This is a genomic window from Kitasatospora sp. NPDC091335 (genome assembly GCF_044757205.1).
GTDB lineage: Bacteria > Actinomycetota > Actinomycetes > Streptomycetales > Streptomycetaceae > Kitasatospora.
Genome location: NZ_JBIVUM010000002.1, coordinates 552772 through 578338, shown reverse-complemented (window position 1 = coordinate 578338; position 25567 = coordinate 552772). Strand labels below are relative to the sequence as shown.

Genomic DNA, 25567 nt, shown 5'->3' with positions numbered 1-25567 from the left:
CGGGGCGCCGCGATCGGCGGCGGTTCGGGAGAATTCCCAGCTCGATCGGGGTGTATCGGCGGGCTGTCCGCTTTTCCTGACGTTATGCGCAGCCCGGGTGGATATCACGCGAACGGGCGAAATCCGCTGTGTGAGCTAGCGCTTTGTCGATTTGTTGCGGAAGTCTGTCTTCCGGCGTCGCAGCCCGCAGGTGTTCGTCTGGCCGGCGAACCTTGCGCACCTTGATCGACCATTGCGCGATGAACAGCTTCTTGGAGGAATTTCATGGCTCGCATCCACACCCGCAGGGGGGCCGGGCTCCTGCTCGCCGGCCCGCTCGCGGCCGGTCTGCTGCTGATCGGTGCCGGTGCTGCCGTCGCCGACGACGGCGCGGGCGCCGAGTCCGGATCCGGGTCCGGGTCCGGGTCCGGGTCCAACGCCGGTGTGGCTTCCAACACCGGTACCGGCAACGTGTTCGGCGGGGTGGACGGCAACTACGTCTCCACCCAGCAGACCGCCACCGGCGCCGGTGCCTCGAACCAGGACAACACCCTCGCGGTGAAGGACAACACGGGCAACGTCCAGGCCGGCCAGGACAGCAAGAACGTCAACGTCGTCGTCGCCCCGACCTTCAACTGACCGCACCGACCGACCGCACCGACCAACCGCATTGACTGATCGACCGACTGATCAACTGACAGGCCGACACATCGACAGACCGACAGGCCGAGCAGCCGGATCACGGCACCGGGCACCACGGAAGGCGGGGGCGCCGGACGTGGGCGGCCACGGGTGGGCTTGAGCACCCGCGGCGGGCCCGGAGCAGACCGGAACGGCCGGAACGGACACCGAGGACCGACGCATCACGACAGAGGGAACAGCGCATCGACCGGTCAGCGGAAAGGGTCACCGCGAAACCGGCCTCGTGGGCGGTGCCGCCATCGGCACCGCCCACGAGTGCGTCCGCTGCCCGATGCCCACGGTGCCCGACGCCCCCGGCGGCCACTGCGTCCGCTGCCCGATGCGTCCGCCCCCGCCCGGATTCCCGCCGCCCGCCCGGGATCACCCCGCCGACCGGCCCGGATCCGTCCACCGAGGGCCCGCGCCCGGAGCCGTCGGTGCACGACGGTACGGTTGCGCTCCGACAGCGCACCCACGTGCCCGGGCCCGGAAGGACCGGCCCGGCCGGGGCGGCGACCGCGGCAACCGGAGGGAAGGGCGCGCGATGGCGGCGGAGGAGGAGGGCCTGAACGGCCCGGGCGAGGCCGGGCCCGCACCCGAGTCAGGGGCGGTGCCGGCACCGGAGGCGCGTCCGGAGCAGTCGGCCGATCCGGTCCGCGAGCACCGGCCCGAGTCCAGGTCCGTCCCCGAGCTGCTGCTCGGCCGTCCGCCGATGGCCCGCCCGCTGCCGTCCTTCGACCACGAGGCCGCCCCCGCCGAGCCCGGCCCGCTGTTCGTGGACTGGCTCGCCACCGCGCTGCACGCCGGCGTGCTGGACCCGCAGGCCTTCACCCTCTCCACCGTCGACGCCGACGGCATGCCGGACGCCCGGGTGCTGGTCCTGCGCGACATCGACCCGGCCGGCACCGGCTGGAACTTCTCCGCCGCCGCCGACAGCCCCAAGGGCCGTCAGCTCGCCGACCACCCGGCCGCCGCGCTGACCGTCTACTGGCCGCAGCTCGGCCGCCAGGTGCGGGTGCGCGGCACCGTCGAGCGGGCCGCCGACCTGGTCGCCGCCGCCGAGTTCGCCACCCGCTCGCCCGCCGCCCGGGTCGGCGCGCTGGTCGGGCGGCAGAGCGAGTCGCTGGGTTCGCTCGCCGAGTACGACGAGGCGGTGGCGGTCGCCCGCCGCCGGCTGGAGACGCACCCGGACGCGGTCGCGCCCGGGCACGCGGTCTACACCCTCTGGGCGCACGAGGTGGAGTTCTGGCAGGGCGACGCCGAGCGCCGGCACGTCCGGCTGCGCTACACCCGTACCGGCCCGGTCAGCTCCCCGGAGTGGTCGCGCACCCTGCTCTGGCCGTGAGGCCGCAGCGCCGCACTGCCGCAACGCCGTGAGCCGCAGCACCGTGAGCCGCAGCGTCACGGCGCCGCGGCATCGCGGCGCCCCGAGGCCGTAGCCCCGTCACCGCCGCCCGGTCAGCGTGGCGCCCACGCTGGCCGCCACCACGCAGCCGATCCCGGCCAGCTGCGGCGCGCCCAGCAGCTGGCCCAGCACCACCAGCCCGACCAGCGCGCTGACCGCCGGCTCCAGGCTGACCAGCACGCTGAACACCCGCTGCGGCATCCGTCGCAGCGCGGTCATCTCCAGCGCGTACGGGATCACCGGCAGCAGCAGCGACACCCCGGCCACCGCGGCGAGCAGCGCCAGGGGCGAGGCGTCGGGCGCGGTCAGCCCGTGCCAGGCCTGGCCGAGTCCGAACGGTGCCAGCGCCAGCGCGCCGACCGTCATCGACACCGCCAGGCCCTGGAACCCCTGGAAGGCCGCGCCGACCTTGTCGGTGAACAGGATGTACGCGGCGTAGCAGGCGGCCGCCCCGAAGGCGTACAGCAGCCCGACCGGGTCGAGCGACCCGCCGCCCTCGCCCTCGCCGAGCAGGGTCAGCAGGACCACGCCCGCGGCCGCGAGCAGCGCCCAGAGCAGGTGGCTGGCGCGCCGGGCGAAGACCAGGGCGACCGCGAGCGGGCCGAGGAACTCGATGGTCGCGGCGGTGCCCATCGGCAGCCGGTCGATCGCCGCGGCGAACAGGAAGGTCATTCCGGCCGAGGCGACGCCGAGCAGAGCGGCCGCGGCGAGGTCGCGCGGGCGCTTGTCGCGCAGCTTCGGCCGGGTGACGGCGAGCAGGATGACGGCGGCGAAGCCGAGCCGCAGGAAGGTCGTGCCGCTGACCCCGAGCGGGCCGAACAACGGCTTGGACAGCGCGATGCCGGTCTGCACCAGGAACATCGCCGTCAGACAGAGAAGCGGCGCCGGGATCCTCTCCGGGCGCCGCAGGACCTTGCCGAACCGGCCGGTGGACCGACCGGGGTGGACTTCGGGTGGCGCCGCGGAGCCGGACGCCCCACCTCGTCGCCAGCCTCCCCGCTCGCCGGCAGGCTCGCCCTTGGGGGCGGGCGGCATGGCAAGGGCCTCGGCGACGGCGGCGGCCGACGACGAGGCGGCGGGGGTTTCGCTGGTATGGGAGGTGGGCATATTTGTGAGTTTGCCGTAAGGAGTGATGAACCGGCAAGCTCGTTACAAATATCGGGACGGATACGGACGGGTGCGTCCGAAAGGGTGGACTCGCACGGGCGCTGCGGCGTGGTTGCCGGGATCGTCCGACGGACCGTCAGTATCAAGGCGGGGTGCGCCATCTCCGCCTCGCCTCCCGCCTCGCCTCCCGCCTCGCCTCCCGCCTCGCCTCCCTCCTCGCCTCCCTCCTCGCCGCCGCCCTCGTGCTCCCGCTGGCCGACGACGGAACGGTCGTGCGCGCCGAAGCCGCCGTTCCGGCCGCCGTCGCCGCTCCCCGCATCCGGGCCGTCTCGCTTCCTGACCGCGCCGGCCCGCCCAGGGCCCGCGGCAGCTGGGGCGGTCCCGCCTTCGACGCCTGCACCGCCCCGCCGCTCGACACCCTGCGGGCCTGGCGCGGCGCCTCCCCGTACGGGGCGGTCGGCATCTACACCAGCGGCTCCCAGCGCGGCTGCGCCCAGCCCCTGCTCACCGCGGAGTGGGTGCGCCGGGCGCGGTCGATGGGCTGGCGGTTCCTGCCGGTGCACGTCGGACGTCAGGCGCCGTGCGCCGACCCGAGCCACAAGCCCGGGCGGATCGACCCGGCGAAGGCCGTCGAGCAGGGCCGGGAGGAGGCGGGCGAGGCCGCCGGGGCGCTGCGCTCGCTCGGGTTCGCCAAGGGCAGCCCGGTCTACCTGGACATCGAGGCCTACCCGCTGCGCGACCCGCTCTGCGGTCAGGCCGTGGTCGACTTCACCCTCGGCTGGACCGCGGGCCTGCACGCCGCCGGCTACCGCTCGGGCTTCTACTCCAGCCTCGACTCCGGCATCGCGGACCTCGCGGCCGCCGCCCGGGCCGGCGGCTCGCCGATGCCCGACGCGCTCTGGTACGCCCGCTGGGACGGCAAGGCCGACACCGACGGCTCCGGAGGCCTCGCCCCCGACCTCTGGAGCTTCCACCAGCGCGTCCACCAGTACCACGGCAACGTCGAGGAGAGCTTCGGCGGCGCCGCCCTCACCGTCGACCACAACCACGTGGACGGCCCGACCGCCGACTGAGACCCGCAGGTAGGGTGACCCCCGATCGAGCACGGGGGAAGCGGCATGGCGAACGGCCAGGGGCAGGGGTACGGCGGCGCGGGCGGGTACGGCGCGGCGCCGCGGCAGAACCCGTACGGACAGGCGCCGTACGGGCCGAACCCCTACGCGCAGCCGGTACCGCCGCCGCAGCCGTACCCCCAGCAGCACCCACATCCCCAGCAGCAGCCGTACCCGCCGCAGCCGTACCCGCCCCGGCAGCCGCAGCCCGTCCCGCCGCAGCAGGCCCACCCCGCCGCCCGACAGCCGTACGCCGCGGCACAGTTCGGCGCCCCGCCGCACCCCGGAGCCGGCCGCCCCGGCGGCTTCCCCGGCCCGGCCCCGCGCCGCAACCGCCTGGCCGTGCTGCTCCAGTTCCTCCTCCAGTGGATCTACGCCCCGCTCTGGGTCCTCGCCCTGGTGCTCCTCTTCGTCGTCCTGATCCTCGCGGACTACAACGGGGGAGGCCCCAGCTCCGACGGCTGGCTGAAGGTCAACCGCGGCTTCATCCCGCCGCGCCGCCTGCGGGCCGAACTCACCGGCCGCCCGGAGGACTGGGAGCGCTACGCCACCCCCGTCCTGGCCCGCCGGATCGCCGCCGCCGAGGCGGCGTACGCGGCCGGCGACGGCGAGGTGCAGGCCGACCTCGGCCGGGTGGTGACGGCCGGGCTCGCGCTGCGGCTCTACCGGGGCCTCGGCGCGGACGGCGTCGTCCGGCTCGCCGAGCGGTACGGCTGGCACGGCGTGGCGTCCGGGACCGACGCCGGGCACGTCCGGCTCGCCCGCCACTTCCCCGCCCCGGCCGGCCTGGACGTTCCCGCCCCGCAGGACCCGCCCGCCGCCCCCGGCACCCCGTGGGGCCCGCAGCCGGTCCGCTTCGCGCCGCTGCTGCCCTTCGTCTTCCTGCTCCAGATCGTCTACGTCCCGGTGTACGGCCTGCTCACCTGCTGGGTGAACCGTCCCGAGCCCGACTACTGGGACCGCTGGGGCGCCCGCTGGACCGTCGGCCCGCGCGCCTTCCGCGCCGAGTTCACCGGCAGCCCCGCCGCCTGGGACCGTCACATCCGCCGCATCCTCAAGCGCGACACCGACCGCATCCGCGCCGCCACCCGCACCCCCGACGGCGGCCCGGTGAGCCGCATCCACCTCAAGCGCGCCACCTACCGCGGCGCCGGCGCCCACCAGGCCCTGCGCCTCGCCGCCGAACAGGGCTGGTCCCTCGACCCCGCCTACACCCCCGACCCCGCCAACTCCCTCCGCCTCCACCGCCTCGACCGCCCCTGACGGCCGCCCCTGACCGCCCCTGACCGCCCCGGCTCCGGGCCACGGCGGTCGTCGGGCCTGCCCCGGCCCACCGTCCTCCCCGAAGCGGATCACGGAACCGGGACGAATCCGTGATCCGTGCAACGGGGCCGGGATACTGACAGCGGGGAGCGGGGGACGGCAGAATCGGGCAGGTCCGCGCGCATTACCGCCCGGTAGGTGCCCGCAGTCGCTGCCGCCAGTGCCGCCAGGTCAAGGAGGACCCGTGTTCAGCACGATGCAGGACGTTCCGCTCACCGTCGCCCGAATCCTGGAGCACGGGTCCACGATCCACGGCCGCTCGACCGTGACCACCTGGGACGGCACCGGACCGGTCGTCCGGACCTACGCCGAGGTGGGCGCCCGCGCCGCGCAGCTCGCCTGGGCGCTGCGCGACGAGCTCGGGTGCACCGACGAGAGTGTCATCGCGACGTTGATGTGGAACAACGCCGAGCACCTGGAGGCGTACCTCGCCGTCCCCTCGACGGGATCGGTCCTGCACACGCTGAACCTGCGACTGCCCGCCGGGCAGCTGTCGTTCATCGTCAACCACGCCGCCGACCGCGTGATCATCGTCAACGGCACCGTCCTGCCGCTGCTCGCCGCCGTGCTGCCGGACCTCGCGCCGACCCTCAGGCACATCGTGGTGAGCGGCCCCGGCGACCGTTCGGTGCTGGCCGGCTTCGCGGGCGAGGTGCACGACTACGAGGAACTGATCGCCGGCCGGCCCACCGAGTACCCGTGGCAGCACGACATCGACGAGCGGCGGGCCGCCGTGCTCTGCTACACCTCCGGCACCACCGGGGACCCGAAGGGCGTGCTCTACAGCCACCGCTCGGTCTACCTGCACTGCCTCCAGGTCAACACCGGCGACAACTTCGCCTTCACCCCGCGGGACACCGCGCTGCCGGTCGTCCCGATGTTCCACGTCCAGGCCTGGGGCATCCCGCACGCGGCCTTCATGTCCGGCGCCAACCTGCTCATGCCGGATCGTTTCCTCCAGCCCAAGCCGATGGCCGAGATGATCGCCGCCGTCCGTCCGACCGTCAGCGCCGCCGTCCCCACCATCTGGGCCGGCCTGCTGGACGAACTCGACGCGGGCGACTACGACACCTCCAGCCTGCGGATGGTCGTCATCGGCGGCAGCGCCTGCCCGCCCTCCCTGATGAAGGCCTACGACGAGCGCCACGGCATCCGGGTGCTGCACGCCTGGGGCATGACCGAGACCTCCCCGCTCGGCTGCTTCGCCCAGCCGCCGGGCGGCCTCACCCCCGAGCAGGAGTGGCCGTACCGGATCACCCAGGGCGTCTTCCCGGCCTCCGTCGAGGCCCGGCTGATCGGCCCGGGCGGCGAGCGGATGCCGCACGACGGCGCCTCGGCGGGCGAGCTGGAGGTGCGCGGCCCGTGGATCGCCGGGGCGTACTACGGCGGCGTCGGCCAGGACCCGGTCCGCCCGGACGACAAGTTCTCCGAGGACGGCTGGCTGCGCACCGGCGACGTCGGCACCATCACCGCGGACGGCTACCTGACCCTCACCGACCGGGCCAAGGACGTCATCAAGTCCGGCGGCGAGTGGATCTCGTCCGTGGAACTGGAGAACGCCCTGATGGCCCACCCCGACGTGGCCGAGGCCGCCGTGGTCGCCGTCCCGGACGAGAAGTGGGGCGAGCGCCCGCTGGCCACCGTGGTGCTGCGCCCCGGCGCGACCGTCGGGCTGCGGGAGCTGCGGGCCTTCCTGGGCGAGCGGGTCGCCTCCTGGCAGCTGCCGGAGCGCTGGTCGATCGTGGAGTCGGTGCCGAAGACCTCGGTCGGCAAGTTCGACAAGAAGGTGATCCGGGCCGGTTACGCGGCGCAGGAGCTGGACGTCACGGTGCTCGGCAAGGAGTGACCACGAGAAGGGCCGGCCGCCCCCGTACGTACGGGGGCGGCCGGCCCTTCGGCGTACCCGGGGGTCAGCCCGCGGCGGCGACGCCCGCCTCGCCCATCGCGCCGATCCGCCCGAGCAGGTCGACGATCCGGGACTGGACGTCCTCGCTGGTCGAGCGCTCGGCGAGGAACAGCACCGTCTCGCCGGTGCGCAGCCGGGGCAGTTCGCGCGGGTCGAGGTCCACCGAGGTGTAGACCACCAGCGGGGTGCGGTGCAGCCGGTCGTTGGCGCGCAGCCAGTCCAGCAGGCCGACCCTGCGGCGGCGGATCTGCAGCAGGTCCATCACCACCAGGTTGGGCTGCACGCTGCTGGCCCTGGCCACCGCGTCGTTCTCGTCCACCGCGTGCTCGACGTGCATGCCGCGCCGCTCCAGGCTGCTGATCATGGCGGCGGCGATGTCGGGGTCGCCCTCGACCAGCAGCACCCGCGGGGCGTGGTGCTCGCCGTCGCGCGGGGCGAGGGCGCGCAGCAGGACGGCCGGGTCGGCCCCGTACGCGGCGTCCCTGGTGGCCTGGCCGAGGCCTGCGGTGACCAGGACGGGGACGCGCCGGTTGAGCGCCGCGGTGCGCAGCGACTGGAGCGCGGTGCGGGTGATCGGGCCGGTCAGCGGGTCGACGAAGAGGGCGGCGGGGAAGCCGGCGGCCTGGGCGTCCACCTCCTCACGGGAGCGGACGATGACCGGGAGGTAGCCGCGCGACTGGAGGGCCTGCTTGGTGGCCGGGTCGGGCTCGGGCCAGACCAGCAGCCGCCGGGTGTTGGCCAGTTCGCCGGACGGGGCCGACGGCTGTTCGGCGGCGGGCCGCTCCTCGGCGGCCGGGAGTTCGGCCATCGGGCGCGGTGCGGTCCGCCCGGCGTCGGCCGGGACGGGCGGCTGCGGCGCGGCCGCGGGCAGCGGCGCGGGGCCGAGCTGGCGCGGCGGGGCGAGTTCGCCGAGGCCGGTGCCGACCGGGTGCGGCCCCGACGGCTCCTCTGCGGCGGGCAGCGCGGCCCGGGCGGGCACCAGCGCGGTGCCGGGGGAGGCGGGCTCCGTCCGATCGGCCTGGCCGGCCGGTCCGGAGGCGTTCACCAGTGCGTCGGGCCCCGGCCCCGGCGGGACGGCCAGCCGGCGGCGGCGCCCGGTCGGCGCGGTGGCGGTGGCCGGTTCGGGCAGCGCGGGCGTGGGACCGGCCGGCAGGGCGTGCTCCAGCCCCGGGTAGACCGGGGCGTCGGCGGCCCCGGGCAGGGCGGGGCCGCCGGAGGACTCCTCGGCCGGGGGCAGCGCGCGGCGGCGCCGGTGCTTGGTCTCGCCGTGCGCCTGCTCCTGAGCGGCCTGGGCGGACTGGTCGGCCTCGGTGACCGGGGTGCCGCCCGGCGGGGTGCCGTCCGTGGCGGGGTGCGCCGGGGCCGGGCCGAGTGCGAGCGGCTCGCGCCCGCCGGGCCGGCTCGGCTGCGCCGCCCGGTCGCCCTCGACGGGCACGGCGTACGCGGGGCCGGAGCGGCCGTCGTCCTTGCCCCACGGGTCGCTCTGCGCGCCGTCGGGACCGGCCAGGCCCTGGCGGCCGTACGCGGGGTCGTTGCCGGTGCCGTTCCACTGCTCGGGGACGGCCCGCTCGACCCGGGCGGGGGCGTTCGGCCACTGGTCGGCCGGAATGTCGGGGGTGCCGGGTGTCCCGGCGGTGCCAGGAGTGGCGGGGGCGACGGCGCCGGCGGGAGTTCCGGGCGCCGGGGTCTCGGTGCTCGGCCGGCCGCGGCGGCCGCGCCGCTCGGCCGGGGGCTCCTCGGCGGGCGCCCGCTCCGCCTCGGCGCTCTCCGGTCCAGGCTGCTCGCCGGCCGCCTCGGGCTCGGCGGGCTCACCGCTGCTGGGCAGCTGCGGGATGCCGGGGAGCTCGGGCAGGACGGCGCTGTCGCTCTCCTTGGGGCGGTCGGAGCGGCCCTCGGCGGAGGCGCGTTCGGCGGCGGCCTTCGCGGCGACCGGGTCCAGCGGCAGCTCGACGACGTACGTGGTGCCGGCCTTGCCGGGCAGCTCGTGCGGCTGGAGCACGCCGCCGTGGCGCTCGACCACCGCGCTGGCTATCGGAAGGTGGACGGGGCTGCCGCCGACGCCGGGGCCGCGGATCTCGACCCGGGCGACCTCGCCGCGCTGGGCGGCGGCCAGCACGACGGTCGGCGGTTCGGGGGCGGGCGGCAGCGCGGGCGCGGCGGCGCCGTTCAGCCCGGGCACGGCCAGACCGGGGGAGAGGGGGACGGGGGCGTCCAGCGCCAGCCCGATGCCGCTGACGTCGGCGACCAGGTGGGCCAGCGCCTGGGCCAGCCGCCGCTCGTCGGCGATCACCTCGACCGCGGCGGCGTGCACCGAGAACCGGACCCGGCCGGGGCCGACCAGTTCGCCGGCCTCCTCGACGGCCCGGCGGACCACCTTGTCCAGGCCCACCGGCACCCGGGGCGCGGTCTTCCGCCCGCCCTTGCCGTCCTTGCCGGCCTTGGGCTCCTTGCCGTCCTTCGCGCTCTCCCCGACGCCGTCCCTGGCCTCGCCGCCGCCGCTCTCGCCGGCCTCGCAGCGCTGGTGGTCGAGGACTCCGTCGATCAGCTTCCCGAACCGGCGGCACTCGGCGGCCAGCCGGCGCAGCGTCCAGTTGGCCTCCGGCCAGAGCTGGCCGGCCGGGTCGGCGGCGAGCGCGTCGAGCCGCTGGTTCAGCGCGTTCAGGGCGCCGCCCAGCTCGCTCTCCAGGACGGCGGTGAGGTGCTCGTTGCGGGCGACCAGGGCGAGTTCGCGGCTGCGGTCGGTGAAGGTCATCACCGCGCCGACCAGCTGGTCGCCGTCCCGGACCGGGGCGGTGGTGAGGTCGACGGTCACCGGCCGGCCGTCCTTGCGCCACAGCACGGTGCCGCGCACCCGGTGCTTGCGCCCGGAGGTCAGGGTGTCCAGCAGCGCGGACTCCTCCAGCGCCAGCGGGGTGCCGTCGGCCCTGGAGTGCTGGATCAGCGGGTGCAGCTCGCGCCCGCCCAGCTCGCTCGCCCGGTACTCCAGGATGTGCGCCGCGGCCGGGTTGACCAGCACGCAGCGGCCTTCGAGGTCCACGCCGAGCACGCCCTCGGCGGCGGCGCGCAGGATCATCTCGGTCTGCTTGTGCTGGCGGCGCAGCTCGGCCTCGACGCCGAGCCGGCCGGAGAGGTCGCGGACCAGCAGCAGGAGCAGGTCGGAGGAGGAGGGCGAGTTCTCCCGGTACGAGTCGTACGGGGAGCGCGCGTAGCCGCGGCCGTCGCCGTCGTCGGCGAAGTCGTTGCCGGAGACCTCGACCGGGAAGGTGGTGCCGTCGGTGCGGTGGGCGGTCATCCGGACCGGACGGTCGGGGGCGTCGCCGTCGCGGGTGGCCGGGCGCATCGAGCCGGGGATGCGGCTGGGGTCGAACTCGGGCAGCAGGCCCAGCACGCCCATGCCGACCAGTGAGGTGCCCGGTGCCTGCAATGCCTGGACCGCCGCGCTGTTGGCGTCCACGACGGTGCCGTTGCTGTTCACCAGCAGCAACGCGTCGGGCAGGGCGTCGAGTATGGCGGCGAGGCGAGCAGCGCCTCGGATCGGCCTGCTGCTCACGTCGACAGGTCTCCTCGGCTCGGGGCAGCTCCTCCGGAGACGGCAGTATCTCATTCTTCTTTGCGGCGGGGACGACCCGCCTAGTAACGTTGGCAGCGGTTGGTGCCGAGCCCCAGGGTTATGGCATCATCACTGGCACACGGAACGAGTCCGCTCGCGCGGGTACGGTCCGTGTGGGGAGGCTTCGCCTAGTCCGGTCTATGGCGCCGCACTGCTAATGCGGTTTCGGGGTTATTCCTGATCGAGGGTTCAAATCCCTCAGCCTCCGCCAGTCGGGAGCCCCCGTCGACGATCTCGTCGGCGGGGGCTCTTCGCGTTCCCGGTGCGGGTTCGGGACGGGAACGGGGCAGGTCCGGGGCGGTGGCCTGGTCGTGGCGGCGCGGGGTCGAACGGGCTCCGGCGGGGCCGGCAGGGGCCCGGAACAACCGATTTCGCCCTGCGCCGCAGGTCATGTAATGTTGTCCCCGCAACGCCCCGGAGGCAACGTTCACCAGGGCGAGCGCTCATAGCTCAACGGATAGAGCACTTGACTACGGATCAAGAGGTTGCAGGTTCGAATCCTGCTGAGCGCACCAAACTCCGCAAGATCGGGTTCGCCCGTTCCTTGCGCTCATAGCTCAACGGATAGAGCACTTGACTACGGATCAAGAGGTTGCAGGTTCGAATCCTGCTGAGCGCACCAGCAAGAAGCCCCCGGCCATCGGCCGGGGGCTTCTTTCGTTCCCGCCGGGCCCCGCCGGAAGCGTCTCCGCGGAATCGAACACAGGGTTCCGGTGAATGGTCGGGTCCAGGATGCCGGGGTCTGCCGGATGGGTCCTGAAGTCCCGTTCCCGCGTCCGTTCGGGTGGTGTCGATTGCCGCCTAATGGATGAAATGCAGCCGTTTCGGGTACATCCCGTCCTGCCGCCCCAATGACCGCCGAACGGGTGGGACACGGCCAAAGGCGCAGGTGTCGCAGTATGACCGGCCCAGGATCGTGATTCCTTTTTGTCCGATCTTGTGCAGACTGCCCACCACCCCGGCAGCGATCGCGAAGGAGAGCCGGATGAGCCGACAGTTTCCCCGCACGGCCACGGCCCTGGCCGTCCTCGCGACCGGGCTGCTGACCGGTTGGAACGCCCCGCTCGCGGTGGCCCGGCAGTTCCCTGACACCTGGTCCGCGGAGCACCGGCAGGACTACGGCAACGCCTCGCACCTGGTCTCCGACCTCCTCCTGGGCGCCGACCCGGCGATCGGCTTCCCCACCGAGGCCGCGATCGGCCGCTACTACCGGCTCACCGTCCCGGTCGCGGTCGGTGACCGGCCCGCGACCCTGGCCGGCTGGATCGACTTCGGCCACACCGGACGGTTCGACCCCGCCGAGCGGGTGCAGACCGAGATCCGGCCCGGCGCCGACACCGCCACCCTGGAGTGGACCGTCCCGCCCGGTGCGGTCTCCGGCGTGACCTGGGCCCGGCTGCGGATCGGCCGCGACGCCGGACAGCTCGTCACCTCCGGCGGCTTCGCCGACTCCGGGGAGGTCATCGACCAGCAGGTCGAGCTGACCGTCGGCGCCGCCCGGCCGGAGATCGCCGAGCCGCTCGACGGCGCCGTCCTCTCCGACGACGGGCCGCGGATCAGCGGCGGCGGCGCCCTGCCCGGCGCCGGTGTGGAGGTCAGGGAGGGCGACACCGCGCTCTGCACGGCCGAGGTCGAGCGCGGCGGCGGCTGGTCCTGCCGCCCCGGCACGGCGCTGGCCGCCGGGCCGCACGTCCTCACCCCGGTGGAGACCACCCGCGGTGGCGTGGTGCTGCGCGGCGAGCCGGTCAGGGTCACCGTGAGGACCGCGCCGCCCGTCGCCCCCACGCTCTCCATCGCCGGGTACACCAACGACCCGGGGCTCCGGCTCACCGGCACCGGCGAGGCGGGCAGCACCGTCTCGGTCGTCGACCAGGGCTCGGCGGACGAGCTGTGCATCACGGGGGTGCCGGCGGACGGCCGCTGGTCCTGCCTGCCCGTCGAGAACCTGACGGACGGGAAGCACCTGCTCACCCCGGTCGCGGTCGACCCGGCGGGCAACCGGACGGCCGGGCAGCCGGTCGCGCTGGTCGTCGACACCGCCCTGCCGGACCGGCCGGTGCTCACCTCGCCGGCCTCGGGGGAGACGGTGCGGGTCATCCGCCCCAGGCTCGCCGGACGGGCGGCGCCGGGCTCGGACGTGCTGGTCACGGTGCAGGCCGGTGCGGGTACGGAGCCGGAGCGGCGGACGGTGCTGTGCGGGGCGACGGCGGCGCTCGACGGGAGCTGGACCTGCACGGCCAACCGGGACCTGGTGGACGGGGAGCAGTGGCTGATCGTCACGGCGACCGACCGGGCGGGGAACGGGACTTCGGCGGATCCGGTGCCGGTGCGGGTCGCCGGGGTGGCGGCGGTGCCTACGGGGGCGGTGCCCACGACGGCGGTGCCGAGTCGGGGGGCGACGCCGAGTCCGGCGACGGCGAGCCCGACCGGGCCGGGTTCGGCCAGGCCCGGTGCTCCGGTGGCATCCGGTCCGTCCTCGGCGGTGGTTCCGTCGAACCAGGTCCGGCCGAGCCCCACCGAGCCGAGCCCCGCCAGGCCCAGCCCGAGCGCGCCGGTTCCGGCGGCCGCGGCCTCGCCGAGCCCGTCCTTCGCGGTGGTGCCGATCGTCGTTCCGCCGCTGGGTGCCCGGCCGGTGACGGTGGGTCCGACGCAGTCGGGCCCGGCGTCCTCCGGTCCGTCGGCGAAGCCGTCGGGTCCCGCGAAGGCGACCCCGAGCGCGGCGGCCCCGGTGACCTCGGCGACTTCGTCGGCCTCGGCGGCGGTCGCCGGGCTCCCCGCTTCCGCCAGGCCCGTCGTCCCGACTCCTTCGACCGTCGCCTCCGCCTCTCCGCTCAGGGCCCCCGGCCTCGCCGCCTCGCCGACGGCCGTCGCCGCGGTGAAGTCCGCGCCCTCGGCGGCCGGACCCGCCGACCCGACCGGGTCCGACGAGCCGGCCGGGGGCGCGAGCCGGCCGCCGGCCGCCCCGCCGGCCGCGCCGTCGACGGAGCCCGGGCAGGGTGCGTCCGGCAGGCCCGCCCAGTCCGGCTGGCGCGGTGGACTCGCCGGAGTCCTGCTGGTGCTCACCGGTCTCGGCCTGATCACCCGTCGGGTGTTCTCCCACCGGACCGGTGCTTCTCGGCGCTGACCCGCGCCGAACCGTCCCGACCATCCGTTCATGTGCCTGCGCGTCAGGTCGGCTTTGGATGATTCGTCAGTAAATGTCGACACACCTCTACTCAAATGTCGCATTTGATGACGTATGAACTTAGCCTAACCCTGGCACTGCCCGTCAGATCCGGGCCGCCCGTTGCGCGACACACCGACCCAGAGGACCCGTGCATGGACGTCACCCGCGATTCTTCGCAGCGACCCGACAATCTGCCCAAGGCGCTCCCCCCGGCACTGCCGGAACGTTCCGCCTCCGGCGCCAGCCCGCTGGCCAGGACCACGGCCGTCAAGACCGTCAAGGCGGGCGGCCCTGCCGACAGCGGCCCGGCGACCACCCCGCTGGCCGTCGTCCCGAGTCCCTCGCCGGCCGGTTCCGCGGACCTGCGCGACCCGCTGGAGACGGCCGCCCCGGAGACCGTCGAACTCCTGGAGACCGCTGCCGGGGTGCCGACCGCCACCACCTCCCGGCGCCCGCCGCGCGCCGACCAGGCGGTGCGCGAGCACCGCGCCACCTCGCTGCCCGGCTGGATCGCCCTGCTCGCGGTGCTGATCGGCGTGGCCGGGGTGCTGTTCGTGCTGCTGCGCACCGGCGTGATCCCGTACTGGGACGTGCTGCCCGACCTGCGCGGCAGCGCCGTGAAGGAGAGCGGCCGGGTGGAGGTGGACGCCCGGTCCATCGCCGCGGCGGCCACGGCCGGCCTGCTGGTGGTGTTCACGCTCGCCGGGCTGCTGGCCAACGCGGGCGGCGAGACCCGGGTGCTGACCCGCTGGGGCCGCTACCGGGGCACCGTCCGCCGGACCGGCCTGGTCTGGGTCAACCCGCTGCTGCGCCGCCGCCGGGTGGACGTCCGGCTGCGGCACTGGCGCAGCGAGCCGGTCAAGGTGGTGGACCGCACCGGCACGCCGATCGTGGTCCGGCTGCTGATCGTCTGGCGGGTCAAGGACACCGCCCGGGCGCTGCTGGCGATCGAGGACCACGAGAGCTACCTGCGCGAGCAGGTCCAGGCGGTGGTCACCCGCACCGCGTCCACCCTGCCCTGCGACAGCAACGCGGCGCCCGGCCCCGCGCTGCGCGACGGCCAGTGGTTCGCCGACGAGATGACCAGGGCGCTGGCGGCCGAGGCCGCCCCGGCCGGGCTGGAGGTCTACTCGGTGCAGCCGCTGGCCCTGGACTACGCGCCCGAGGTGGCCGAGTCGATGCGCCGGCGCCGACTGGCCGACCTGGACGCTGGCCTGCGGACGGTGCTGGTGGACGACGCGGTGGAGGCGGCGGCGCTCGCCGTCCGCCGGCTGGAGCGGGCGACCGCGCACGAACTGGACGAGGCCGCCCGCAGCGCGCTGATGGAACAGCTGCTGGTCGCCTTCGTCGCCCCGGCCGGAGTGGCCGCCTCGGTACCGCCCCCGGCCAGCCGTGCCGGACGGAAGGAAGGACGACCCGCATGAGGATAGCCACCGGCGCGTACGTCGGAGCCGGTACCGGCTCCGACGCTGATCCCGGTCTGATCGGCTTCGAGGAGCGCCTCGGCAGCATCCCCGCGGTCGCGGGCTGCGGCTGCCCGAACTGCGCCGCCAGGCCGCGCACCGCCCGCTCCGCGACGGCGGTCGGCGGCAGCCGAATACACCGGGCCGTGCGGAGCACCTGCCTGGCCACCACCGTGCTGGCGGGTGCCGGCGTCGTCGGCCTGACGGCCGGTGCCGGATCCGCCCAGGCCGCGGCCGGGAAGCAGGGGTGGGACGGTTCCAAGTACTGGTTCAAGAACGGCTCCGGCGAGTGGCGGTGGACCAGCCACCAGGACGTCTACGCGAGCCGCACCGGGCAGTCCGGCGGCTCGGCCGGCTCCGGCGCCCAGCCCGTCTCCAACGGTTCGGCCTCCTCCTCCGGGATGCGCCAGGGGTGGGACGGTTCCAAGTACTGGTTCAAGAACGGCTCCGGCGAGTGGCGGTGGACCAGCCACTACGACGTCTACGCGAGCCGCACCGGGCAGTCCGGCGGCGGTTCGGCCCCGGCTCCCGCGCAGCCCGCGAACCGTCCCGCCACGAATCCGGCGCCGGCCTCCGGGAGCATGGAGTCGGCCATCGACTACGCGCTCGCCCAGCTGGGCAAGCCGTACGTCTGGGGAGGCAACGGCCCGTCCGGGTACGACTGCTCGGGGCTGGTCCAGCAGGCCTACCGGCGTGCGGGGATCAGCCTGCCGCGGGTGGCCGACGACCAGTACGCGGCGACCACGCCGATCAGCTCCGGGCAGCTGCGCCGCGGCGACCTGGTGTTCTGGTCCGACAGCGGCCGGGCCTCGGGGATCCACCACGTGGGGATCTACCTGGGCGGCGGCAAGTTCGTGGAGGCGCCGCGGCCGGGCACGACCGTCCGGGTCTCGACCCTCAGCCAGGGCTACTACCCGACCCACTTCGGGCGGCCGTAGTCCCGCAGCCGTGACGGGCCCCCGACAGCGCCGCGCTGTCGGGGGCCCGGACCGCGTTCAGGGCAGCTGCGGGGCCGAGCAGCCGTGGCGCTGGGCGGAGCGGGTGGCGAAGCCGCGCAGGGCGGCCTTCTCCAGGGCCGGGTCGGGCGCGCCGGTCCGGTCCCCGTCGAACACGGTGTCCACCGTGAAGAGGGCGGTGGCGCCACCGGGGCAGGCGGCGGCGGCCCAGGCCAGGCCGCCCTTGTCGCCGGCCGGGCCGGTGACCGGGTAGTCGGCGACCGCCGGGAGGAGAGCCGCGAACGGCGGGTAGTACGCCCCGAGGCGGAAGCGCGGGGTGTCCTGGCCGGCGTACAGGAAGCAGTCCTCGATCGGAGCGTTCGGGTCCGCGGGTGACTCGACGGTGACGCCGGGCAGTCCGGCGCAGGTGCCGCTTGCCGCGCCGTCCGGGACCTTGACGTACCGGGTGTCCGCCGGGACTTCGGCGATCTCCGGTCCGGAGGGCGCGGTGCAGCCCCAGACCCGGGCTGCGCCCTCCGCGGCGCGGGCGGCGACGCGGGCGAACCGGGCCCGCTGGGCCGGGTCGTCGCGGACGTACCCGCCGTTGGCGGGGACGGCCTCGACAGTGACCAGCAGGCCCGCCGTGTTCGGAGCGGGGCAGTCCAGCGGGAGTACGGCGGTCGCGCGGTCCCGGCCTTCGAGGTCCAGAACTCCCCGGCGGCCGTGGCCCAACGGCATCACCATGGTGGTGGCGAGGTTCGGACGGTACCGCTGGAGGTCGTGCAGGGCCCTGCCGACCTCTTCGGGGGCCCGGCCGACCCGGACGTTCAGGAAACCGCCGGAGGGCTTCCCGGCGTTGACCACGGAGCAGGCGGCCAGGCCCTCGGGCGCCTCGGCGTCCTCGCCCCGCGCTCGGTCCACCCCGAGCAGGGTCTTGACCTCGGCGGTGTCCACGCTGCCGTGGCAGAGCCCGGTCAGCGAGCGGCCGTCCTGCCGGCGGTCGTACCCGCCACCCAGGTAGAACACGGCGCCGGCGGCGAGGGCCAGCCCGACGCCGGCGGCGACCGGAAGCCGCCACCGCCGACGTGCCGCGCGCGGGCCCGCGGACTCGGGCGTCACTTGTTCTCGCCCCCACGGCCGAGGGCGGAGGCGGCGTCGCTGCGACCCGTGTTGTAGATCGTCCGCATCTGCTGCTCGTCCCAGTCGACGGCGGGGGAGTCCGGGTTGAGGCCGGCCCGCTGTTGCTGCCACCTCTCGACCATGGCACTGATCCCCTCGTGTCCGCTGCGGCCGTTGGCGCCGGTGAGGGTGTTCGCCTCGATCTTGCCGGCCGCGGCCGCGTTGATCTCCTCGGTGGCACTCATCTGCCACCCCATGATCCCGCTGCCGAGCAGACTCTGTGCCATGTCTGCCACACCGGGGACCGGGACCAGCTTCAGCGGGGTGCCGATGCCCTGGTACATGCCCTTGGCCCGCCAGGCCTCGACCTTGGTGTCGTCGTCGCGCTTGTCGAGGATGGCGTCGGCCTGGACGGCGTCGTAGACGCCGAGGGCGACCGAGGAGTTGGCCATCACGCCCTTCCACTCCTTCTCGCCCACGTTCGGCGGGAGTTCGGCGAGCTGCTGGGCGACGTGCACCATCTCGGCCTGCTGGACGATGTGGTGGGACTCGGGGTCGTCGGCGATGCCGCGCAGGACCCGGATCAGGGAACCCTTGTCGGTGGCCATCCTGGTCTCTCCGGTGACCGGGTCGATCCAGACGCCGCTGGCGCCCTCGCCCGCATGGTCCTTGGCGGCGCGGTTGGTGCCGGAGAGGATGTCGTGGGTGTCGGAGGCGTAGTCGGCCAGCGCGTTGGCGATCGGGCGCCGCATGCCGTCCGGGAGCTTCTCGTTGCCGATGCCGCCGTCCAGCATGTTGACGGTGTCGCGCATGACCCGGGCTTGGGCCTCGGTGTGGTGCCGGACGGCGTCCTCCTGGCCGGGGAGGTCGCCGGTGGTGGCGGCCTCGATGGCCAGGCCGAGCGAGTGCCGGCCCTGGACGTGCGTGCCGTCGCGGCCCATCTCATCGGGCCAGCGGCGCTCGTCCAGCAGGTACTTGAGGTGGTCGTTGGTCCGGGGGTCGCCCGGGTCCAGGAAGCGGGTGGAGGCCTGCGGGTTGTGGCTGAGCGACTCCATGAAGCCGGTCACCGCGTCTCCGCCTCGCCCGTCGCCGAGGTGGTCCCAGCTCGGCTGGGTCGAGTCGGGCGCCCAGATGAGCTGCGGGTCGGTCTTGGCGGCGCGTTCGAACTTGAGCAGGCCGTCGCCGTAGGAGTCGAGGAAGTCGGTGTCGTAGGTGCCGGAGCGCATCAGGCTGCTCATCAGCTGGTAGCCCCGCGGCGTCGGGCCGCCGCCCGGGTGGCTGAGAACCTGGGGGCCGAGCTTGAGCATCTCGTCCTCCCAGTCCTGCATGGGCTTGGAGTGGCTCTGGGTGGCGGTGCCCAGGGTCGCGCCCAGCGAGGCCTGGAGCTTCTTCACGGCCTCGTTGCGTTCCTTGCTGTACGCCCCGAACTTGCCCGGGTCGTTGGCGTCGCGCCAGAACTCCAGGGTGCCGCGCGGGCCGAGCGTGGTGGCGAACTGCTCGGCGAACGCCGGGTCGTTCCTGCGCTTCTCCAGCAGGGCGTTGAGCTTGGTCAGCTCCTCCACCGAGAGGTTGCCGCCGCCCTTGCCGGCCAGGGCGAGTGCGTCGGACAGATCCTTGCGGGCTTCGGTGGCGTCCTTGAGGGTGTGGTAGCCGTTGGCGTTGAACGAGTAGTCGTTCGCGCCGTTCGGGTCCGAGCGCAGCGCCCAGGCAGCGGCCTGGTCCGCGTCGGCGGCCTGCTGGAGCGCCGCTTCGAGGCTGTGGACCAGGTCCTCCACCGCGCGCTTGCGCTGCGGCAGGAAGACCCGCTCGTAGTCCGGGTCCGTCTGGGCGGACTTGTCCTTCAGCAGCGGATGGACGTCGGTGACCCTGCCGGTGCCGTCCACCTGGAGGTGGTTGGCCGGGCCGTCCTCGTCGGCGATCTTCTTCAGCCGGGTCTGGGCGGCGGCGAACTGCTGGGCGGCGTCGGCGAGCAGTCCGCTGATGTCGGCGGATTCCTTGCCGGCGGCGTCGATCTGCTCGGCGGCCTTCTGGATCTGCGCGCGGGCCTGGGTGGCGGCCTCGCCCTCCCATCCGGCGGCCAGCTTGTCGGCGACGTCGTTGGCCAGCCGGTCCTTCAGGCCGGTGTAGCGGGACTGGAGGGTCTTCCACTCCTCGGCTGCCGCGTGCAGCGGCTCGGTCTTGGCGTTGCGGACGATCTCGTAGCTCAGCACGGTGGTGGCCCCCTCAGTTCCCGCCGGACAGGTTCTGCTTGTTGGTGTTCTCGGCGGCCGTGTACTGGTCTGCGGTCTTCCGCAGGCGCTGGGCGAGGTCGTAGAGGAGGTTGCCGAGGGTGGCCACCTGGTTGTCCCAGCGGATGGAGCGGTTGCGCAGCTCGGGGCCGGTCTGCCAACTGGTCAGCGCGGCGTACGCGCTGGTGGTCTTCTCCTGGGCGGTGTCGTCGACGGTGTGGAAGTTGCCCTTGATCTCGTCGACGGTGCCGGCCCGCGCCTTCAGGTCGGCGGGGGTGACGGTCACCTTGCCGCCACCGCCGGTGCCGCCACCGCCGCCGGCGGAGTTGAGCCGCAGGCTCGCGTACTTCTTCCGGTCCTCGTCGTCGAACAGACCGTCCCAGGCGGGATTGTCGGTCAAAGCGTCCCCCGTATCGCCTCGTCTTGAGTGAAGTCTTGATGCGTTCACGGTAATTCGTAAATATGACTTTCCATCGGGTCTGATGGTTCCCAGGCGCGTTGCCGCCGCCGGAAGCGCGACAGGCCGCGAACCGCGCCCCGGGTGGGGCGCTGTTCGCGGCCTGCGAGGGTCCGGCGTGGAGCCGGGCGGGCTCAGGCGGAGGCGGCGTCCAGCAGTGCGGTCTGCTCCGGGGTGAGCTCCAGGGCGGCGCCGGCCAGCAGCGGCGGGAGCTGCTCGACGGTGCGGGCGCTGGCGATCGGGGCGGCGACCGTCGGACGGGCGGTGAGCCAGGCCAGGGCGACGGCGGCGAGCTCCACCCCGTGCTCGGCGGCCACGGTGTCCAGCGCCTCCAGCACCCTGGGGCCGCGCGGCTCGGCCAGGTAGCGGGCGGCGCCCTCGGCGCGGGCGCTGTCCACGCCCGCGCCGCCCGGACGGTACTTGCCGGTCAGGAAGCCGGAGGCGAGCGCGTAGTACGGGACGGTGGCCAGGCCGTGCTCGGCCACCACGTCGGCCAGCGGGCCCTCGAAGGTGTCGCGGGAGACCAGGTTGTAGTGCGGCTGGACGGCGACGTACTTCGCCAGGCCCTCGCGCTCGGCGAAGGCCAGCGACTCGGCGAGCCGCTCGGCGGAGATGTTGGAGGCGGCGACCGCCCGGACCTTGCCCGCGCGGACCAGCTCGTCCAGCGCGGTGACGAACTCCTCGACCGGGGTGTCGTCGTCCCGGTGGGTGTAGTAGAGGTCGATCCGCTCGACGCCCAGGCGGCGCAGCGAGTCCTCGGCCGCGGCCTTGATGGTGGCCGCGCCCAGACCGCTCCGGTCGGCGTGCATGCCGACCTTGGTGGCGATCACGACGTCCTCGCGGTTGCCGCGGCTGCGCAGCCAGTTGCCGAGGACGGTCTCGGACTCGCCTCCGGTGTTGCCCGGGGCCCAGGAGGAGTAGACGTCGGCGGTGTCGACGAAGTTGCCGCCGGCCGCCGCGTAGGCGTCCAGGACGGCGAAGGACTGCTGTTCGTCGGCTGTCCAGCCGAAGACGTTGCCGCCGAGGGAGAGCGGGAAGACGGACAGGTCGGAGGTGCCGAGGCTCACCCGGCTGTGGTTTCCGGTCATGATCGCAGTCAACCGCATTGTGCGGCCCGGCATTCCGGGAACGGCGCGGTCTTGACGATGCTGTCATACCACCGTCGCACGTGGGAGTGGTGTGGCCCGCGTGACGGGGGTCCGGGGTGTGCCTGAGGTGGGCCGGTTCGTTAGAGTCCGTGCCATGGCTGACAACGACTACGACCCCGCCGGCAGCACCCAGATGTTCCGGGCGTTCGTCGACGAGACTCCGGCCCCGCAGGCGCCGGGCAACGTTTCCACCTACGGCAGCAGCAAGAGCGGCAGTCGCACCGGCGTGATCGCGCTGGTCGCCGTCGGCGTGCTGGTGGCGCTCGGCGCCGTCATCTGGCTGGCGGTCAAGTGACCCTCGCGCGGGTGACCCTGGTCCGGGTCACCCGCGTGACGGGAGCGGGAGGCCTCAGCAGGGCTTGCGCCAGGCGTTCAGTTCGAGCTTCTTCTGCATCGAACTGAAGCCCAGCGACTTGGCCTTGGTGCAGAACTGGTCCGTGCCGAGCTTGTACTCGACGTGGAAGACCGCCTTGCCCGCCTTGACGAAGGGCGCGACCCGGTCGCACTCGTCGAACTGCGCGCACTCCTCGTTGACCGCGAAGTCGAAGTCCGCGAGCAGTGCCGGGATCTGGTCGAGGTCGTTCTTCAGACCGATGGCCAGGCCGCGTTCGTGGGCGAGCTGTGCCAGCATCCGGTTGTACCTGAGCTGGTCATCGGGCGTCAGCGGGAAGCCGCTGTTCTGGTTGTAGGCCTCGATGGTGTCGGGCTCGACGGCGTCGAAGCCCTTGCTCCTGCACATGTCGAAGCGGGCGGCCATCAGCGGCTTCAGCTGGTCGAGCTTGCGGATGTCGAACCACTTCTCGCCCTTCCAGCCGGTGTCCGAGCCCTGGAGGGACTTGGCGAAGGCGGCGGAGTCGGGGCGGAAGTCCTCCCAGGAGCCGGCGTTGATGTAGCAGATCACCTTGCGGCCCTTGGCGTGCAGCGCGGCCACCACCGAGGCGTCGTTCTCGAAGCCGTCGATGTCGTAGACCGGGACGTCCACCGACTGGTCCACCGAACCGCCGAGCTGCCACTGCCAGGCCAGGCCGGGAGCGGGCTGCCAGCGGGTGCCGGCCGGCGGCGGTGCGGGGTTGCCGGGCGGGGTGCCGGTTCCCGGCGGCGTGGTGTGACCGGGAGTGCCGGGGGTGCCGGGGGCGGGGCCCGGGGTGCCGGGGGCGCTGGGTGTGCCCGGGGTGGTGGGCGGCGCGGGGGGCGGGGTCTCCGGGGCGGTGCTCGGGTCGGGCGTGCCGGGGGTACCGGTGCTGCCCGGGGTGGTCGGTGCGGTGGCCACCGGGGTGTTGCTCGGGGTGCCGTCGGCCGAGTCCTGGTCGTCCTCCGATCCCGAGCTGCTGCACGAACTGACCAGCAGGGCGGTGGCGGTGGCGAGCGACAGGGCGGCCGGAAGTAGCCGGTTGCGACGGTTCACGGTAGTCGGACTCCGGGATCGGGTCAGGTCAGTTCGGCGGCGTTCAGGCCGTACGGCAGGGTGCGCCAGGGGTTGTCCCCGGCTCCCGGTACGGCGCAGCCGACGCCGGCTCGCCGGGCGGCGATCAGGGCGGCGGCGTCCTGGGCGTGCTCGGTGGGGACGTCGTAGATCAGGTGGCAGAAGCGGGAGGCCGCGTGCCTGGCGGTCCACAGCGGCATCGTCATGGTGCGGTAGGCCTCCCAGTCGCCCTCGAAGGTGACCAGCAGGTCGGCCAGGCCGACCTCGGCGTAGCCCGGGTCCGGGTGCTCGCCGTGGCCGAACACCACGGTGCCGCAGCCGGCCGCGCGGGCGGCCGTGGCCAGCCGCCGGTAGTGCGCCAGCGCGCCCGGGTGGGTGGGCACCTGGTCGAGGTAGACGCCGGTGATGCCGTGTCGCTGACGATGCGTCAGGATGTCGCCCACCACGGCCGCGTGCGGCCGGCGGCCGTAGTCGGTGTCGGTGTAGCCGACCAACGGCAGTCCCGCGGCCCGGAGTTCGTCGGCCGCCTCGGTGAAGACGTGGTCCGGGACGTCGCCGGGGCCGTCGGCGAGGTTGAGCACGACGGCGGCGATCCGGGCGGGGTCGGCGGCGGCGACCGCCTGCCAGGCCGCCGGGTCCACCGCGGGGTGGACGTACAGCGGCACCAGCAGGCGGGCGTCGGGGGTGGTCCCGGCGATCATGCGACCACCGGGTCGGACGTGGTCCCCGCGGTGTCGAGCCACAGGTCGCGCAGGGTGTCGGCGAGGTCCGTCTCCGGCTGCCAGCCGAGTTCCCGGGCGGCGGCCGACACGTCGGCCTGCTGCCAGGAGACCGCGGCCGAGCGTTCGGAGCCCGCCCCGCTCTCGTCGATCCGGCCGGTGAAGCCGGTCGCGGCGACCAGCCCGTCGGCGATCGCGCGGACCTGCCGGGCGTGCCCGGAGGCCAGGTTGAGCACCCGGGGGAGCGGACGGTCGGCGGTGACGGCGAGACCGACCGCCCCCGCCACGTCCCGGGCGTCGACGAAGTCGCGGTAGGCGGAGAGGTCGCCGACCGTGATCACGCCGTCGGCGCCCTCGGGCGCCACCCGGCGCAGCTCGGCGGCGAGCCGGCCGGGCAGCGAGCCCGCCGGGGCGCCGGGGCCGACCGGGTTGAACACCCGCAGCACCACGGCGTCCAGCGGCGAGCCGGCCACCGCGAGGGAGCCGGCCAGCTTGGTCGCGCCGTACACGCCGACCGGGCGGGCGTCGGCGTCCTCGGGCAGCGACTCGCCCGGCGCGCAGACGCCGTACTCGCCGGCCGAACCGATGTGCACCAGACGGGTCTTCGGGGCGCCGAGGGAGAGCGCCTCGCAGAGCACCGCGGGGCCGCGGGCGTTCACCTCGGCGAGGGTGACCGCGCTGCCGGCCACCGCGCCGGCGAAGTTGACCACCACGTCGGGGGCCAGCGCGGACAGTTCCTCGCCGAGCGGGCCGGCCTGGGCGGTGGCCAGGTCCAGCCGGAGGTCGTGGGCGGGCCGTCGACCCGCGGTCAGCACGGTGGCACCGGGCAGTGACCGCAGGACGGCGGTGGCGTGACGGCCGAGGAAGCCGTCGCCGCCGAGGAGCAGAATTCTCACGCGGCCCGTCCGTCGCTCTCGGCGCCCACGGCGGTGGGCTCGGCGACCACGTCGTCCGGGGCGGTGCGGGCGGCCGGGATCGGCAGTTCCGCGACGCCCGGCGTGACACCGGTGGACTCGAAGGGCATCAGGACCGGCCGGATGGTGGAGAACTCGGCGTTGGCCCGGTCGTAGTCGTCGGGGCGGCCGATGTCCAGCCAGTAGCCGCCGAACTCGTAGGCGGCGGGCGGGGTGCCGGCGGCCAGCAGGTCCAGCACCAGTTCGTCGAAGCCCAGTGGCAGGCCGGGGGTGTACCTGGCGAGCGCCGAGCGGGAGACGCCGTACACGCCCATCGAGACGCGGTAGTCGATGCTGGGCTTCTCCTGGAAGCCGGTGATGAGGCCCTCGTCGGCGGTCAGCACGCCGAAGTCGATCTTGACCTGACGGGCGTAGGTGGCGATGGTCAGCGGGGCGCCGGACGCCTCGTGGTGCTTGAGCACCCCGGCGAAGTCCAGGTCGGTCAGGATGTCGCCGTTCATCACCAGGAAGTGCTCGGGCAGGCGCTCCTGCATGGTGAGCAGCGGGCCCATGGTGCCGAGCGGGCTGTCCTCGACGGCGTAGCCGACCCGCAGGCCCCACTGGGAGCCGTTGCCGACGTAGGCGCGGATGATGTGGCCGAGGTGGCCGATGGCCAGGGTGACGCTCTGGAAGCCCGCGGCGGCGAGCTGGCGCATCACGATCTCCAGGATCGCGTGCTGGTCGCCGATCGGAACGAGAGGCTTGGGAAGCGCGGTGGTGTACGGGCGGAGTCGGACGCCCTTGCCGCCGGCCAGGATCACTGCGTGCATGGTGTTTCCCCCACGGAAAGGATGTGCAGGACACGAACCTTGGTTACCAGGACGAGCATGATC

The 25567-nt window shown here is 74.3% G+C and carries 18 protein-coding genes, 3 tRNA genes and 1 pseudogene; 12 read left to right on the top strand and 10 right to left on the bottom strand.

Features of this window, described 5'->3' with window-relative positions; genetic code table 11:
* Positions 1-264 precede the first annotated feature (264 nt).
* The gene (locus ACIQOW_RS07480) at positions 265-618 is read left to right on the top strand and encodes a hypothetical protein (RefSeq protein ID WP_401080704.1); all 354 of its coding nucleotides are present in this window, start codon (positions 265-267) and stop codon (positions 616-618) included.
* Positions 619-1204: 586 nt separating this feature from the next.
* On the top strand, positions 1205-2005 hold the full coding sequence (locus ACIQOW_RS07475; protein ID WP_401080701.1) for a pyridoxal 5'-phosphate synthase: 801 nt from the start codon (positions 1205-1207) through the stop codon (positions 2003-2005).
* A gap of 99 nt (positions 2006-2104) precedes the next feature.
* Here the strand turns inward: ACIQOW_RS07475 and ACIQOW_RS07470 are convergent, their stop codons facing one another.
* Entirely contained in the window at positions 2105-3172 is a 1068-nt protein-coding gene (locus ACIQOW_RS07470) for an EamA family transporter (protein WP_401080698.1), read from the bottom strand.
* Between the two features lie 152 nt (positions 3173-3324).
* On the opposite strand from ACIQOW_RS07470, the gene ACIQOW_RS07465 reads away from it, so the two are divergent.
* The 3 genes from ACIQOW_RS07465 (at position 3325) to ACIQOW_RS07455 (ending at position 7453) form a co-directional block, all read left to right on the top strand.
* On the top strand, positions 3325-4245 hold the full coding sequence (locus ACIQOW_RS07465; protein ID WP_401080696.1) for a glycoside hydrolase domain-containing protein: 921 nt from the start codon (positions 3325-3327) through the stop codon (positions 4243-4245).
* Positions 4246-4290: 45 nt separating this feature from the next.
* Positions 4291-5547: a hypothetical protein gene (locus ACIQOW_RS07460; protein ID WP_401080693.1), complete on the top strand. Its 1257-nt coding sequence runs from the start codon at positions 4291-4293 to the stop codon at positions 5545-5547.
* Positions 5548-5791: 244 nt separating this feature from the next.
* Positions 5792-7453, top strand: a complete 1662-nt coding sequence (locus ACIQOW_RS07455) for a long-chain fatty acid--CoA ligase (protein ID WP_401080690.1) — start codon at positions 5792-5794, stop codon at positions 7451-7453.
* Positions 7454-7517: 64 nt separating this feature from the next.
* On the opposite strand, the gene ACIQOW_RS07450 is transcribed toward ACIQOW_RS07455, so the two are convergent.
* Positions 7518-11063: a PAS domain-containing protein gene (locus tag ACIQOW_RS07450; protein ID WP_401080687.1), complete on the bottom strand. Its 3546-nt coding sequence runs from the start codon at positions 11061-11063 to the stop codon at positions 7518-7520.
* 177 nt (positions 11064-11240) lie between these two features.
* Between ACIQOW_RS07450 and ACIQOW_RS07445 the strand changes: the two genes are divergently transcribed.
* The 6 genes from ACIQOW_RS07445 (at position 11241) to ACIQOW_RS07420 (ending at position 16690) form a co-directional block, all read left to right on the top strand.
* A tRNA-Ser gene (locus ACIQOW_RS07445) sits at positions 11241-11334 on the top strand.
* 228 nt (positions 11335-11562) lie between these two features.
* Positions 11563-11638, top strand: a tRNA-Arg gene (locus ACIQOW_RS07440).
* Between the two features lie 31 nt (positions 11639-11669).
* A tRNA-Arg gene (locus ACIQOW_RS07435) sits at positions 11670-11745 on the top strand.
* A 363-nt stretch (positions 11746-12108) separates the two neighbouring features.
* Positions 12109-14247, top strand: a complete 2139-nt coding sequence (locus ACIQOW_RS07430; RefSeq protein WP_401080684.1) for an Ig-like domain-containing protein — start codon at positions 12109-12111, stop codon at positions 14245-14247.
* A gap of 194 nt (positions 14248-14441) precedes the next feature.
* Positions 14442-15713 carry an SPFH domain-containing protein gene (locus tag ACIQOW_RS07425; RefSeq protein WP_401080681.1) on the top strand — a complete coding sequence of 424 codons (1272 nt, stop codon included), beginning with the start codon at positions 14442-14444 and terminating at the stop codon, positions 15711-15713.
* Positions 15710-16690 (top strand): C40 family peptidase, encoded by a 981-nt coding sequence (locus ACIQOW_RS07420; RefSeq protein WP_401080678.1) that lies wholly within the window; start codon positions 15710-15712, stop codon positions 16688-16690. The genes ACIQOW_RS07425 and ACIQOW_RS07420 overlap by 4 nt, the downstream gene beginning before the upstream one ends.
* 57 nt (positions 16691-16747) lie before the next feature.
* Here ACIQOW_RS07420 and ACIQOW_RS07415 read toward each other — a convergent pair whose 3' ends face one another.
* The 4 genes from ACIQOW_RS07415 to ACIQOW_RS07400 all read right to left on the bottom strand — a co-directional run bounded on the left by ACIQOW_RS07415 (position 16748) and on the right by ACIQOW_RS07400 (position 21579).
* A complete protein-coding gene (locus tag ACIQOW_RS07415; protein WP_401080675.1) occupies positions 16748-17806 on the bottom strand; it encodes a hypothetical protein in 1059 nt (352 codons plus the stop codon).
* Positions 17803-20016: a hypothetical protein gene (locus ACIQOW_RS07410; RefSeq protein WP_401080672.1), complete on the bottom strand. Its 2214-nt coding sequence runs from the start codon at positions 20014-20016 to the stop codon at positions 17803-17805. The genes ACIQOW_RS07415 and ACIQOW_RS07410 overlap by 4 nt, the downstream gene beginning before the upstream one ends.
* A 13-nt stretch (positions 20017-20029) precedes the next feature.
* Positions 20030-20434 (bottom strand): type VII secretion target, encoded by a 405-nt coding sequence (locus ACIQOW_RS07405; protein WP_401080669.1) that lies wholly within the window; start codon positions 20432-20434, stop codon positions 20030-20032.
* Between the two features lie 191 nt (positions 20435-20625).
* Positions 20626-21579, bottom strand: coding sequence for an aldo/keto reductase (locus ACIQOW_RS07400; RefSeq protein WP_401080666.1), 954 nt, complete (start codon positions 21577-21579; stop codon positions 20626-20628).
* 154 nt (positions 21580-21733) lie between these two features.
* On the opposite strand from ACIQOW_RS07400, the gene ACIQOW_RS07395 reads away from it, so the two are divergent.
* Positions 21734-21934 (top strand): hypothetical protein, encoded by a 201-nt coding sequence (locus ACIQOW_RS07395; RefSeq protein WP_401080663.1) that lies wholly within the window; start codon positions 21734-21736, stop codon positions 21932-21934.
* Between the two features lie 54 nt (positions 21935-21988).
* Here the strand turns inward: ACIQOW_RS07395 and ACIQOW_RS07390 are convergent, their stop codons facing one another.
* The 4 genes and pseudogenes from ACIQOW_RS07390 to ACIQOW_RS07375 form a co-directional block, all read right to left on the bottom strand.
* Positions 21989-22909 (bottom strand): endo alpha-1,4 polygalactosaminidase, encoded by a 921-nt coding sequence (locus ACIQOW_RS07390; protein ID WP_401081353.1) that lies wholly within the window; start codon positions 22907-22909, stop codon positions 21989-21991.
* A 158-nt stretch (positions 22910-23067) separates the two neighbouring features.
* Positions 23068-23763: a spherulation-specific family 4 protein gene (locus ACIQOW_RS07385; RefSeq protein ID WP_401080660.1), complete on the bottom strand. Its 696-nt coding sequence runs from the start codon at positions 23761-23763 to the stop codon at positions 23068-23070.
* Positions 23760-24677, bottom strand: a complete 918-nt coding sequence (locus ACIQOW_RS07380; RefSeq protein WP_401080657.1) for an NAD-dependent epimerase/dehydratase family protein — start codon at positions 24675-24677, stop codon at positions 23760-23762. Before ACIQOW_RS07380 ends, ACIQOW_RS07385 begins: the two co-directional genes overlap by 4 nt.
* 125 nt (positions 24678-24802) lie before the next feature.
* Positions 24803-25504, bottom strand: a pseudogene (locus tag ACIQOW_RS07375) (NDP-sugar synthase); the annotation flags it as partial.
* Positions 25505-25567 lie beyond the last annotated feature (63 nt).

Coding starts and splice junctions, on each gene's coding strand:
- ACIQOW_RS07480 (WP_401080704.1), top strand. CDS start 265: ATGGCTCGCATCCACACCCGCAGGGGGGCCGGGCTCCTGCTCGCCGGC.
- ACIQOW_RS07460 (WP_401080693.1), top strand. CDS start 4,291: ATGGCGAACGGCCAGGGGCAGGGGTACGGCGGCGCGGGCGGGTACGGC.
- ACIQOW_RS07475 (WP_401080701.1), top strand. CDS start 1,205: ATGGCGGCGGAGGAGGAGGGCCTGAACGGCCCGGGCGAGGCCGGGCCC.
- ACIQOW_RS07425 (WP_401080681.1), top strand. CDS start 14,442: ATGGACGTCACCCGCGATTCTTCGCAGCGACCCGACAATCTGCCCAAG.
- ACIQOW_RS07430 (WP_401080684.1), top strand. CDS start 12,109: ATGAGCCGACAGTTTCCCCGCACGGCCACGGCCCTGGCCGTCCTCGCG.
- ACIQOW_RS07385 (WP_401080660.1), bottom strand. CDS start 23,763: ATGATCGCCGGGACCACCCCCGACGCCCGCCTGCTGGTGCCGCTGTAC.
- ACIQOW_RS07420 (WP_401080678.1), top strand. CDS start 15,710: ATGAGGATAGCCACCGGCGCGTACGTCGGAGCCGGTACCGGCTCCGAC.
- ACIQOW_RS07400 (WP_401080666.1), bottom strand. CDS start 21,579: ATGACCGGAAACCACAGCCGGGTGAGCCTCGGCACCTCCGACCTGTCC.
- ACIQOW_RS07395 (WP_401080663.1), top strand. CDS start 21,734: ATGGCTGACAACGACTACGACCCCGCCGGCAGCACCCAGATGTTCCGG.
- ACIQOW_RS07470 (WP_401080698.1), bottom strand. CDS start 3,172: ATGCCCACCTCCCATACCAGCGAAACCCCCGCCGCCTCGTCGTCGGCC.